General features: G+C 68.5%; 10 protein-coding genes. 9 read left to right on the top strand and 1 reads right to left on the bottom strand.

Annotated features, from left to right (window positions below):
• The first annotated feature begins 41 nt into the window (after positions 1-41).
• The 7 genes from ACXIZN_RS34970 (at position 42) to ACXIZN_RS34940 (ending at position 7,752) form a co-directional block, all read left to right on the top strand.
• Positions 42-722 (top strand): hypothetical protein, encoded by a 681-nt coding sequence (locus tag ACXIZN_RS34970; RefSeq protein ID WP_457959192.1) that lies wholly within the window; start codon positions 42-44, stop codon positions 720-722.
• A gap of 197 nt (positions 723-919) precedes the next feature.
• Complete coding sequence (locus tag ACXIZN_RS34965) at positions 920-1,558, top strand: GmrSD restriction endonuclease domain-containing protein (RefSeq protein WP_340686219.1); 639 nt, start codon at positions 920-922, stop codon at positions 1,556-1,558.
• 208 nt (positions 1,559-1,766) lie between these two features.
• Complete coding sequence (locus ACXIZN_RS34960; RefSeq protein WP_457959191.1) at positions 1,767-3,374, top strand: ABC transporter substrate-binding protein; 1,608 nt, start codon at positions 1,767-1,769, stop codon at positions 3,372-3,374.
• A complete protein-coding gene (locus tag ACXIZN_RS34955) occupies positions 3,371-4,321 on the top strand; it encodes an ABC transporter permease (protein WP_457959190.1) in 951 nt (316 codons plus the stop codon). Before ACXIZN_RS34960 ends, ACXIZN_RS34955 begins: the two co-directional genes overlap by 4 nt.
• The gene (locus ACXIZN_RS34950) at positions 4,314-5,129 is read left to right on the top strand and encodes an ABC transporter permease (protein ID WP_457959188.1); all 816 of its coding nucleotides are present in this window, start codon (positions 4,314-4,316) and stop codon (positions 5,127-5,129) included. The genes ACXIZN_RS34955 and ACXIZN_RS34950 overlap by 8 nt, the downstream gene beginning before the upstream one ends.
• Positions 5,126-6,703: a dipeptide ABC transporter ATP-binding protein gene (locus ACXIZN_RS34945; protein ID WP_457959187.1), complete on the top strand. Its 1,578-nt coding sequence runs from the start codon at positions 5,126-5,128 to the stop codon at positions 6,701-6,703. The genes ACXIZN_RS34950 and ACXIZN_RS34945 overlap by 4 nt, the downstream gene beginning before the upstream one ends.
• On the top strand, positions 6,700-7,752 hold the full coding sequence (locus ACXIZN_RS34940; RefSeq protein WP_457959186.1) for an LLM class flavin-dependent oxidoreductase: 1,053 nt from the start codon (positions 6,700-6,702) through the stop codon (positions 7,750-7,752). The genes ACXIZN_RS34945 and ACXIZN_RS34940 overlap by 4 nt, the downstream gene beginning before the upstream one ends.
• 79 nt (positions 7,753-7,831) lie before the next feature.
• On the opposite strand, the gene ACXIZN_RS34935 is transcribed toward ACXIZN_RS34940, so the two are convergent.
• Positions 7,832-9,730 carry an FAD/NAD(P)-binding protein gene (locus ACXIZN_RS34935; RefSeq protein ID WP_457959185.1) on the bottom strand — a complete coding sequence of 633 codons (1,899 nt, stop codon included), beginning with the start codon at positions 9,728-9,730 and terminating at the stop codon, positions 7,832-7,834.
• A 122-nt stretch (positions 9,731-9,852) separates the two neighbouring features.
• On the opposite strand from ACXIZN_RS34935, the gene ACXIZN_RS34930 reads away from it, so the two are divergent.
• Positions 9,853-10,974 carry an LLM class flavin-dependent oxidoreductase gene (locus ACXIZN_RS34930; protein ID WP_457959184.1) on the top strand — a complete coding sequence of 374 codons (1,122 nt, stop codon included), beginning with the start codon at positions 9,853-9,855 and terminating at the stop codon, positions 10,972-10,974.
• 436 nt (positions 10,975-11,410) lie between these two features.
• A complete protein-coding gene (locus ACXIZN_RS34925) occupies positions 11,411-12,664 on the top strand; it encodes an MFS transporter (RefSeq protein WP_457959183.1) in 1,254 nt (417 codons plus the stop codon).
• Positions 12,665-12,836 lie beyond the last annotated feature (172 nt).

The raw sequence follows: 12,836 nt of genomic DNA, 5'->3' as shown, positions 1-12,836 counted from the left end.
TGTTCGGCGACTTGTGGTTTGGCGCTGGTAAATGCCGGTGCATGAGCGTAACGGAGGGCCTTCGGGTGCGCGGAATAGTGGTGGTCTGTCCCGAGGGCGAGCCCACACTCCCGGAGATCGACGACGTCGAAATGGTGCGTGTCCCGAGCCGTCCCGGCAAGGCGGATATCGACCCCTTGCTGGGGGAACACGATCATCTGGTGGTCGCGGGCACCGACGCGGACCTCGCGGCCGTCGCGCTGCGGCTGTTACGAAAAGAACAGCTCTCGGGCGTGTCGCTCGGCTTCGTGCCGTCGTCGCCGGATTCCGACGTCGCCCGCATCTGGAGCCTGCCGACGCAGCCGCTGCGTGCCCTCTCGCTCGCCCTGCGTGGCGAAGTCGACCCGGTGCCGCTGATCCGCGACGACACCGGCGGGGTGCTGGTCGGGCGCGGGACGATCGGGATGATCCGCGGGGTGGCCTACTGCGACGAGCACACCGTGCTGCGCGGGCCCGCGCGCTCGATCGAGGTCGAGCCGGACACGAGCGGCCCTGGGCTCATGGTCCGGGTCACGAAGGGGACGCTGTTCAAGCGGCCTTCGACGCATTACGCGCGGGCGTTCCAGCTCGGCTGCATCCCCACCCGGCCGAGCCTCGACGGTGTCGCCCATCCGCGCGCCATGAGCCGGTGGACCTGGTACCGGCACACGGAGGACCTCCGGCTGGTCCGCGGGCTCGAGTAACGACACGACTAGCCCGTTCGGCTCAGAACCTTCAGCTGGAATTTCCGAAGATTTTTCGGCGACGGACACCCTGTCCTACCTGCTCGTGACACCCTCCGTTCACGAATAGCCAGCAGAGTGTCATCCGATGGTGTTGCGTGGGTCATATCCGTACCGCAAGGTGACCAGGTCCCCAAACCTGACACGGAGGCAGCAATATGCCAACTGCGCTTGCTGTTCGTCGCTCCTTCACCGTTCTCGCCGTCTCGGCGATCGTCTCCGCGGGCGTGGTCGGCGTCGCCGAAGCGACGCCCCCGGGCATCCCGTCGGCCGACACCGCCAAGACCCAGCTCGCCGCGCTGACCGTCAAGCCGGACGGTTCGTCGACCGGGTACAGCCGCGACAAGTTCCCGCACTGGTCCGACCAGGGCAACAGCTGCAACACCCGTGAGGTCGTGCTGAAGCGGGACGGGACGAACGTCCAGCAGGACAGCAGTTGCGCCGCCGTCTCCGGCAGCTGGTTCAGCCCGTACGACGGCGCCACCTGGCGTGCGGCGTCCGATGTGGACATCGACCACGTCGTCCCGCTGGCCGCCGCGTGGCGCACCGGCGCCTCGTCGTGGACCACCGCGCAGCGGCAGGCGTTCGCGAACGACCTCAGCGCGCCGCAGCTGATCGCCGTCACCGACAACGTCAACCAGGAGAAGGGCGACAAGTCGCCGGACGCCTGGAAGCCGCCGACGGTCGGCTACTGGTGCACCTACGCGAAGATGTGGACCACGGTGAAGTACAAGTACAAGCTGAGCATCAAGTCCGCGGAGAAGACCGCGCTGACGGACATGCTCAACCGCTGCTGAAACCCCTAAGTACATGAAGGCCCCCTTCCTTGCGCCTAGGTACATGAAGGGGGCCTTCACGTACCTTCGGGGCTGTCAAGCGGAAAGCCGGGAAGTTTCGCGGGCTGGGAGCCGGGCTCAGTATGTGGGCGGGCCTCAAGGGCGTGATTAGCGTGAATCGGGTCAGCGCAAGAGAAAACGCGCTCCGTTCCCCGCTGGAGGCCACCCGGTGTCCCGTACCGCCGCCACATCCTTACTCGCGCTCACCGCACTTGTCGTCACCGCCTGCTCCTCCGCGGGCGGCTCGACGGGCGCCGACGCCGGGCCACCCAAACCCGGTGGCACGCTGCGCCTCGGGATCTCGTCCAGCCCGGACTGCATCGATCCGCAACAGGTCGGCACCAACGCTTCCCTGAACGTCGGCCGCCAGCTGGTCGATTCGCTGACCGACCAGGACCCGGCCACCGGCGAGATCAAGCCGTGGCTGGCCGAAAAGTGGGAGAGCAACGCGGATTCGACCGCGTTCACCTTCCATCTGCGCGACGGCGCGACCTTCTCCGACGGCAGCCCGGTCGACGCGGCCGCGGTCAAGACGAGCTTCGACGCGATCAAGGCGCTCGGCCCGAAATCGCAGCTCGGCTCGGGCTACCTGGCCGTGTACAAGGGAACGACGGTCGTCGACCCGAAGACGGTCAAGATCGAGTTCTCCGTTCCCAGCGCACAGTTCCTGCAGGCCAGCTCGACGATGTCGCTCGGCGTCCTCGCGCCCGCCGCGTACCGGAAGACCGCCGACCAGCGTTGCCAGGGCGAGGGCCTGATCGGCTCCGGGCCGTTCGTTTTCGAGAGCCTGAAGCAGAACCAGGAGATCGTTCTCGCCAAACGGAAGGGCTACGGCTGGGGGTCGTCACTGTTCAAGCACCAGGGTGAGGCGTACCTCGACAAGATCGCTTACAAGATCGTGCCGGAACCCGGTGTGCGCACCGGAAGTCTCGCGTCCGCGCAGCTCGACGCCATCACCGACGTCCAGCCGGTCGACGAACCGCAGTTCACCGGCAACGGCTTCACCGAGCCCACCCGGCCGAATCCCGGCGTCGTGTTCAACCTGCACGCCAACGTCACCAAGGGCGTGCTCACGGACGAGAAGGTCCGCCAGGCGGTGGTCAAGGGCATCAACCGGCCCGAGGTCACGAACACCGTGCTGACGCCGAACTACAAGCCGGCCACCAGCATCCTCGGCTCGGCGACGCCGTTCTACACCGACCTTTCGCCACTGCTCGCCTACGATCCGGCCGGCGCGACGGCGCTGCTGGAAAGCGCGGGCTGGCTGCCCGGCCCCGACGGCATCCGCACCAAGAACGGGCAGCGGCTGACCGCGAAGGTCGTCTTCTCCCTGGTGTTCAACCAGAACAAGAGCGTGCTCGAACTCGTCCAGCAGCAGCTGCGGAAGATCGGCTTCGACCTCCAGATCGAGCAACGCACGACGGCCGAGAGCGTGCAGATCACGCAAAGCGGGAACTACGAGTACCTCTGGTACAACACCACCCGCGCGGATCCGGACATCCTGCGCAACCTGTTCTCCACCAAGGCGAACAACCGCAGCAAGCTCTCGGCCGACAACCCGGTCGACGCGCCGCTCGACGCCCAGTCGTCCACTGTGGACCCGGCGAAAAGGAAGCCCGCCGCCGAGGAGGCGCAGCGCGCGATCATCGAGCACGGTTACTCGGCGCCGGTGTTCGAGCTGACCCAGGTGCTGGCGCACGGGCCGAACGCGCACGGCGTCGGCTTCGAAGCGTCGTCCCGGCTCCAGCTGTTCGACGCCTGGGTGTCCGGCTCGTGAGGCGATATCTACTCCGGCGGGTCCTGCAGGCGGTCTTCGTCCTCTGGGCCGCGTTCACCGTCTCCTTCGTGATCCTCTACCTCCTGCCGGGTGACGCGGTCAGCGCGAAGCTCGGCGGAGGTGAGGCCGGTCTTTCAGTGACACCCGAACAACTGGCCGCCGCGAAGGCGGAGTACGGACTCGACGATCCCTTGCCGCTCCAGTACGGAAAACGGCTGGTCGCGGCGGTACAGGGCGACTTCGGCCGCTCGATCGCCACGGGGGACGACGCCACGAGCATGGTCGTCTCGGCGCTGCCACCGACGCTCGCGGTGACCGGCTTCGCCCTGCTGCTCGCGATCCTGTTCGGCGGCGGAATCGCGTTCGCAGGCACCCTCACCCGGCACCGCTGGCTGGGCGACCTCCTGCTCGCGTTGCCGCCGCTGGGGATCTCGCTTCCGCCGTTCTGGGTCGGGCTGCTGCTCATCCAGTTCTTCTCCTTCCAGCTCAAGCTGCTGCCCGCGCTGGGCTCGAACGGTTTCGAGTCGCTGATCCTGCCCGCGATCACGCTCGCCATCCCGACCGGCGCGATCATCGGGCAGGTGCTGGCGAAGAGCCTCCGCACGCAGCTCGCCGAGCCGTACGCCGAGATCGCGCTGGCGAAGGGAGCGAGCCGGTCGAGGGTCCACTTCGGACACTTACTGCGCAACGCGGCGGTGCCGACACTCACCATCGCCGGAGTGGTCGCGGGAAACCTGATCGCGGGTTCGGTGATCACCGAGACCGTGTTCTCCCGTGACGGCCTCGGCCGCGTGACGTCGTCGGCGGTCACCGCGCAGGACATCCCGGTGGTACAGGCGGTGATCGTGCTCGCCGCGCTGGTGTTCGTCGTGATCAACCTGCTCGTCGACCTCGTCTATCCCCTGCTCGACCCGCGGATCCGACACCGGGAGACCGCCGATGCCTGACGTTCTCGTGCGCACCCGGCGGAAGCCGGGCCTGATCATCGCGATCGCCGTCCTCGCGTTCGCCCTGCTGGCGGCGGTCGCCCCCGGCCTCTTCACCGGGCAAGATCCGCTCGCCGGCGTCCCCGCGGAGAAGATGCGGGGACCATCGCTCGGCCATCTCTTCGGCACCGACGAAACCGGGCGCGACATCTTCGCGCGGGTCGTGCACGGTGCCGCGCTTTCGTTGCAGGCGACCGTGATCGCCGTCGTCGTCGCGCTCGCGGCCGGTTCCGCGCTCGGCCTGCTCGCCGGGTTCCGGGGCGGCGCGCTCGATTCGGCGATCATGCGCTGCGTCGACGTCCTGCTGGCGATCCCGTCCATCCTGTTGTCGCTGGCGCTGGTCACCGCGCTCGGCTTCGGCACGACCAACGTCGCGATCGCGGTCGGGGTCGCGAATCTCGCGCAGTTCGCCCGGCTGATGCGCGCCGAGGTGCTGCGTGTCCGCAGTGGCGTGTTCGTCGAGGCCGCCCGCGCGGGAGGCGTGCGCTGGACCGGGGTGCTCGGACGGCACGTGCTGCCCAACGCGCTCGGCCCGGTGCTCGCGCTCGCGACCCTCACCTTCGGCACGGCGGTGCTGGAGGTGAGCGCGCTGAGCTTCCTCGGCTACGGCGCCACCCCGCCGACGCCGGAATGGGGCTCACTGGTGGCGGGCGGCCGCGGCTTCCTCGCCACCGCCTGGTGGATGACGACCTTCCCCGGGCTCACCGTCGCCGCCGTGGTGCTGTCCACGAACCGGCTGTCCAGAGCGATCGAAGGAGACGTGCGGTGAGCGAACTGCTGACCATCCGCGATCTCGCGGTTTCCTACAAATCCGTGCCCGCCGTGGACGGCGTCTCGCTCTCCGTCCACAAGGGACAAATCGTCGCCGTGGTCGGCGAGTCCGGCTCCGGCAAGAGCACGACGGCGCACGCGGCCATCGGGCTGCTGCCGCGCGGCGGGCGGATCGACCGCGGCGAGATCACCTTCGACGGCCGCGACCTCACGAAACTCTCCGACCGCGCCTGGCGTTCGGTGCGCGGCCGCGAGATCGCGCTGGTCCCCCAGGATCCGGCGGTGTCGCTCAACCCCGTGCACCGGATCGGTGATCAGGTCGCGGAGGTGCTGCTCATCCACGGCCTCGCCGGCAAACGCGACGCCGGCGCCGAGGCCGTGAAACTGCTGCGCAAGGCCGGGATCGCCGACCCGGAGACGCGGGCACGGCAGTATCCGCACGAGTTGTCCGGCGGGCTGCGTCAGCGGGCGCTGATCGCCGCCGCGCTCGCCGGACGGCCGAAACTCATCATCGCCGACGAGCCGACGAGCGCGCTCGACGTCACCGTGCAACGGCAGATCCTCGACCATCTCGAAGAACTCACCGCCGACGCGGGCACCGCCGTCCTGCTGATCACCCACGACCTCGGCGTCGCGTCCGACCGGGCGTCGCGGATCGTGGTGCTGTCCCAAGGGGCCGTGGTCGAGGAAGGGACGACCGGCGAGATCCTCGCGGCGCCCACCCAGAAGTACACGCGAGACCTGCTCGCCGCCGCGCCGAGCCTGTCCGACACCCCGTTGCGGGACCCGAAGCCGCCGTCGTCCGATGTCCTGGTGTCGGTCCGCGATCTCGGCAAGACCTTCGGGGCCGTCCGCGCCGTGGACGGCGTCTCGTTCGACATCGCCCGCGGCCGGACGCTCGCGCTGGTCGGCGAGTCCGGTTCGGGCAAGTCGACCACCGCGCGGATGATCCTGCGGCTGGAGACGCCGACCGACGGCGTCGTCGAGTTCGACGGCGAGGACATCACCGCGTTGCGCGGCGAGGAGCTGCGACGGCTGCGGCGCCGGTTCCAGCTCGTGTACCAGAATCCGTACGCGTCGCTGAACCCGAAGTTCAGCATCGAGGACGTCATCTCCGAGCCGCTGCGGGCCTTCGGCGTCGGCACGAAGGCGGAACGCCGGGCGCGGGCGGCGGAGCTGGTCGACCAGGTCGCCCTGCCGTCTTCGGTGCTGAAGCGCAAACCCGCCGAACTGTCCGGCGGGCAACGGCAACGCGCGGCGATCGCGAGGGCGCTCGCGCTGCGCCCGGAACTGATCGTCGCCGACGAACCCGTGTCCGCGCTGGACGTCTCGGTACAGGCGCAGATCCTGCGGCTGCTCGCCGATCTCCAGGACGAGCTCGGCCTGACGTACCTGTTCATCTCGCACGATCTCGCCGTGGTCCGGCAGATCGCGGACACCGTCGGCGTGCTGCGCGGCGGCGAACTGGTCGAACTCGGCCCCGCCCAGGACGTCCTCGAACGGCCGTCCGCGGACTACACGCGGGAGTTACTCGCCGCCATCCCCGGCCGGAAACCCCTGGAGACACGATGAAGTTCGGGCTCTTCTCCCTGGTCGCCAACCATCCCGACCCCGAAACCGGGGCGACACCGACCCAGCACGAGCGCCTTCGCCGAGTCGTCGACGAAGCGATCTTCGCCGAAGAGCTCGGCTTCGACGCGTACGGCGTCGGCGAGCGGCACGGCGAGCCGTTTCTCTCCTCGGCGCCGCCGGTGATCCTGGCCGCGGTGGCCGAACGCACCCGGCGCGTCCGGCTGCTGACCACGCTGACCGTGATCAGCGTGCTCGACCCGGTGCGCGTCGCCGAGGACTACGCGACGCTCGACCAGCTTTCCGGCGGACGGCTGGAGCTCATGATCGGGAAGGGCAACGATCCCCGGCACTTCCCGCTGTTCGGCCTCGAAGAGGAGCGGCAGTGGGAGTACCAGGCGGAGAAGTTCGTCCTGCTGCGCAGGCTGTTCCTGGAGGAGGGAGTGACGTGGGAGGGCGAGTTCCGCTCGCCGCTGACCGACGTCACGACCCAGCCGCGGCCGTTCCACACGCGGCCGCGGATCTGGCACGGGAGCGCGTCGAGCACCGAGTCGACCGAGCTGGCGGCGAAGTTCGGCGATCCGCTGTTCACCGCGAACGGCTTCCACCCCAAGAAGAAGTACGCCGACCTGATCGACCACTACCGGCGGCGATGGGCGGAGTACGGCCACGATCCGGCGGACGCGCTCGTCGGTTCGGGCGCGGGCGGGCTGTATGTCGCCAAGACCTCGCAGGAGGCGCTGGACGGCTACCGGCCGTATTTCGAGGCGTTGATGAAGACACCCGCGTACCAGCACAACAAGTCCGAGTTCACCACGTTGGAGGACAAGATCACCGGAGGTTCCGCGCTGGTGGGGAGCCCGGAGCAGGTGATCGACAAGATCGGCGACTACCACGCGTCGTTCGGGCACGAGGTGCAGGCGATGTCGGTCGACGGGCTGACCTCCGGGGAGGCGCGGGACGTCCTGGAGCTCTTCGCCTCCGACGTCGTCCCGATCGTGCGGAAGGAACTGCCCTCGCGGGTCTGGGAAAGCCAGTACTCGCGTGATTAAAGACGTAACTCGCGTGATTGAAGGCGTAACTCGCGTGATACGTCTCCAATCACGTGAGTTACGGCTCTGATCACGCGAGTTACGCCTCCGTGGCCAGCTTCAGGATCTCCCGCGCGACGACGTCGTTCTGCCGGAACGGGAGCGCGTTCGTCCGCGGCCGGGTGAACGCCCCGGCCGACCGCGCCGACGTATGCGGTCCGAGCGCGAACCGGCGCGGATGCGGACGGCCCTGGCCGTCGAGCATCCGGCCGTCGGAGACGCGGGTGTGGATCCGGCCGGCGAGCAGCCTGTCGCCGGTCACCGTGTCGACGACGGCCTCCTCGCCGAGCGCGCCACTGGCGTGCAACTGTCGCAAAAGGACATCGGCCGCCCTGGTGATACTCGGTTCGGGCAGCCGCGCCTCGACGAGCGTGCGCGCCTCGGTCTCGCCGGGAAAACTGGCACCGGAAGCGACGAAGGTCCGGCGTTCCTCGTCCGCCGACACCCGCGTTTCGGCGCCGAGGAAGGAAACGAGACCGGCTTCCTGGAGCGCGAGCAGTTCTTCGAGCCGTCGCGGAGGCGGGCCGCTGGCGAAATAGGAGAAGAAGCCGAGGAACCAACCATCCAAATCGGACAGTTGAGAGACCGCGTCGAGCCGTCCGGTCTGCACCAGCGCGGGAAGCTGCCCCATCACGGACAGGAGCGCCGTGAAGGCACCGAGATCCGCGCTGTACCCGGGGTCCGCCCGCCGGCTCAAGTCCGCCTCGACGTACTCGCGCAGCTCCTTGCCGTACTCCTCGGCGCTGCCGAACCGGGCTCCCGCCATCGGCCGGTCCAGGTACTCCAGATCGAGCCGGTCGTCCACGCCCGGAACCGCGCGCGCCACCAGCTCGTCGAGCTCGCCGGGCCCGGCGTCCGCGAAGGCATCGGCGAAGACGGCGAAATCCATGCGCACCCGCTCGGGATGAGCCGTGAACAGCTCGCTGTAATAGGCCCACGCGATCTCCTTCGAGATCAGCGGCCAGACGTCGCGGCGGAAATCGATCCGCCCGGGCACGGCGCACAGCTTTTCGATGGCGTAGGCGTCGAAGAACTTGGGCAGTCGCAACGGTTTCCCACACAGCCGATAGCCGATCTTCGCGTGATACGGCACCCCGCGACGTGACCCGACGTACAACACGGGCTCGGCGCCGGACGGGTGATACTTCAGCCCGCCGCACGCCTGCTCCTCGAACCGGCCACCGCGGCCTTCGGTCAGCAGCAGCATCAGATCGACGAACGCGAGGCCGAATCCGCGCACCAGCACGGTTTCCCCCGGCTCGATCGCCGAATAGTCGACGTCGGCGGTGTAACCGGCCGGGTAGTAGGCGAGGCCGTGACGTGCGGCGAAATCCGCGAGTTCGGCCTCCCGTCCGTCCGGTTCGGCGTCAAGATGCCCCACGGTGAACAGGACGGCGTCCACCTTCAAGGGGTCCGCGCGGCCTTCCAGCCAGAGCGACTGCGGCTCGCCGTCTTCGAGCCGCACCGCGCGGGTCCGGTGTTCGACGACCTCGATCCCGGCGGGAAGTTCGGCGCGTACCTTGCGGTGGAACCAGGCGAGGTACGCGCTCTGCAGCCGCCTCGTCGGGAAGTGATCGCTTTGCAGTGCTTCGAGTTCGGCGCGCAGGCTGCCGTCCACCTCGGCGTCGAGCCTGCCCGAGCGGACCAGCCGCGCCCACTCGATCAGTGACGGGCCCGGTCTGACCGGGCCGTCGATCCGCACGGTGTCGTCGGTGAACACCGTGACGTCCTCGGGCATGGAGTTCATGCGCAGCAACGGCGACTGTTCGTAGCGCCAGACCCGCCCGGCCCCGGCGGGAAAGGGATCGACGAGATGCACCATCAGCCGCCGTCCGCCGAGCAGTTCGGCGGCGTTGGCGCCGAGCCGTTCGAGCACGCCGACCCCACGTGGACCGGCGCCGACCACCGCGAGCACGTAGGGAAGGTCTGCGGTACCCACGAAGCCGAAGCTACGCCGGGATTCCCGGCGGTGTGCGGGTTCTCAAGGAGCGGAACCCGTTGCCACGCCGGAGAACCGGCGCGTACTCGTCGAGCAGGGGACACGGACGAGAGGAACGCGCGATGCCGGTCGAATTCCTGGGTATCGGAGGCACCAACGACGGTTCGGAGACCCGTCCGCGATCGGGCGGCGTCTTCGACAAGGACTACACGCTGCGACTCGCACGGGCGCACGAGGAATTCGGCTGGGACCGGGTGCTGTTCGCGTACGGCTCCAGCGGGCCGGATCCGGCGCAGGCGGCCGCGTACGTCGCGTCGAAGCTCGACAAGCTCCAGATCCTGCTGGCGCACCGGCCGAACGTCTCGTACCCGACCTTCGCGGCGAAGACGTTCGCCACGCTGGACCAGCTTTCCGACGGAAGGCTCACGGTCCACTTCATCACCGGCGGCAGCGACCACGAACAGCAGCGCGAAGGCGACTACCTCACCAAGGACGAGCGCTACTCACGCACGCGCGAGTACATCCAGATCGTGAAGCGGGCCTGGACGTCCGAAGAGCCCTTCGACCACGAAGGCGAGCACTACCGCTTCGCCGACTTCGTCCTCGACGTCCGGCCTGTGCAACAACCGCGCCCGGGCGTCTCGTTCGGCGGCTCGTCTCCGGCGGCGTACGCGGCGGGCGGGGCCGAGGCGGACATCTTCTGCCTGTGGGGCGAGCCTCTCGCGCAGACGGCCGAGCAGATCGAGTCGGTCAAGGCCGCGGCGAAGGCCGCCGGGCGGACGGACGTACCCCGGATCCAGGTCGCCTTCCGCCCGATCATCGCGCCGACCGAGGAACTCGCCTGGGAGAAGGCCTACCGCACGGTCGACGCCATCAAGAAGCGGACGAGCGGGGGCAAGCAGCTGACCCGGCGGCATTCGCTCACGAACCCGGAGAACACCGGCTCGCAGCGGCTCCTCGCGGTCGCCGCCGAAGGGGAACGGTTCGACCGGGCACTGTGGACCCCGACTGCGGCCGCGACCGGCGGCGCCGGGAACTCCAACGCGCTGGTCGGCACGCCCGAAACCGTCGCGCAGGCCTTGCTCGACTACTACGACCTCGGCGTCGACATCCTCTCCGCGCGCGGCTACGACATGCTCGGCGACACGATCGACTTCGGCCGCCACGTCATCCCGATCGTGCGCGAAGAGGTCGCCAAACGCGACGCGGCTTCGGCCCGCGAAGTGCTCGCGGTCTACGGCTGAGCCCGCCACTCCACTGAATGGCGTATCGGTCAGCCATTCGGCGGACCGCGCCGATCCCGCCCGATGGACCTCACGGTCGCGGAGCGGAGTCGAAAAGCGATCGCGCCCCCTGCGAACACAGCCGCCCCGGAGGACGTACGGCGCGTCGCATCCCCGGGCCGGGTGACGCGTCGCCGCGCGGATTTTCCCGGCGAAAACCCCAAAAACACCGAAAGCCGCAGGTCCGAGCCGAGGGACCGGCCAGCGGGACATCTTCGCGACCGGTCGTTCATCCACGAAAAAGATCTCCAACTCCAGAAACCCGGCGAAAGAACCTAGCCAATCACCAACAGTCAGGAGACACTTACGTGAACGAATGACGCTTCGTGACGAGCTCGTGACCGCGTTACTCTCGGTCACGAGTTTGTCGCGTAATAAGGACCCTATTGGGGGCAGCATGGCTTCGGCCGGACGGGTCACTTACCGAGAGGTGTTCGGTGTAGCCGAGTTCCGTTCGCTCTGGTTCGCCGAGCTGTTCTCGATCTTCGGTGATCAACTCGCCAGGGTCGCCCTCTCCGTCCTCGTCTTCACCGAAACCCGCTCCGCGACCCTGACCGGTCTCACCTACGCGCTGACCTACGCCCCGTCGCTGCTCGGCGGCATCTTCCTCACCGGCTTCGCGGACCGGTTCCCCCGGCGGACCGTGATGGTGGTCGTCGACCTGTTACGGGCCCTGCTGATCGCGCTGGTCGCGATCCCGGTGATGCCATTCTGGGTGCTGTGCGTCCTCGTCGGCGCGGTCTCGCTGCTGAATCCGCCGTTCAAGGCGGCCCAGCTGGCCCTGCTGCCGCAGATCCTCGAAGGCGACCGGTTCGTCGTCGGCATGGCGATCCGCAGCATGACCGTCCAATCGGCGCAGCTGGCCGGATTCGCCGGCGGCGGTCTCCTGCTGACCGCGCTGGAACCCCATATCGCCCTCGCGCTGGACGCGGTCACCTTCGTGATCTCGGCGCTGTTCGTCCGGTTCGGGCTGAAGTCGCGGCCGGCCGCGGCGACCGGCGAGAAACGCAAGTCGTTCTTCGCGTCGATCGGCTCTGGCGGGAAGATCGTCTTCGCCAGCTCAGGGCTGCGCTCGCTGCTGCTGTTCACCTGGCTGATGGGCCTGCTGCCGGTCTACGAGGGCATCGCGGCGCCGTACGTCGCCTCGTCGGGCGGCGGGCCCGAGGTCATCGGCCTGCTGCTGGCCGCCGATCCGATCGGCAGCGTGATCGGCGCGTTCATCTATTCGCGCTGGGTGCCGGCGCACGTCAGACCGAAACTGATCGGGCCGCTTTCCGCGTTGACGGCGATCCCGCTGCTGCTGTGCTTCCTGCAGCCGGGGCCGTGGGCGTCGATCGCGCTGTTCGTGCTCTGCGGCGGCTTCGGCACGGTGGCACTGATGCAGGCGACCGCGTCGCTGACGCTGGCCGTGCCGGACGAGAGCCGGGCACAGGTGATGGGGCTGTCGAACACCGGACTGACCACGACGATGGGCGTGAGTCCCCTGATCGGCGGCATCCTGGCGGACCAGGTCGGCCCTCAGTCGACCGTCGGCGTCTTCGGGCTTGCGGGATTGGTGCTGACCATCCCGCTCGCGTTGAGCTGGTTCCGGATCCTCAGCCGCGACCCGGAACGGTGGCAGGAAAAAGACGCCGCGCGCGCAGAACATTGAGGTGTTCCACGCGCCGGCCCGATCGCGCGGACGTCTGGCGCGCGCCCCAGTTCACTGATCCCTACCGGCCATCGCTGGCACCTTTCCCTCGACCTCTCAGAGAAAAGTACACACCTAGGGAGCTTGTCGACAGCCCGCAAGTCGGTAGAAGCTGTCCGTAAGTAGGGGGTTT

This window comes from Amycolatopsis sp. TRM77291, from assembly GCF_054166285.1.
Note: the sequence above shows the minus strand (reverse complement) of the source record. Positions and strands in the feature narration are given on the sequence as shown.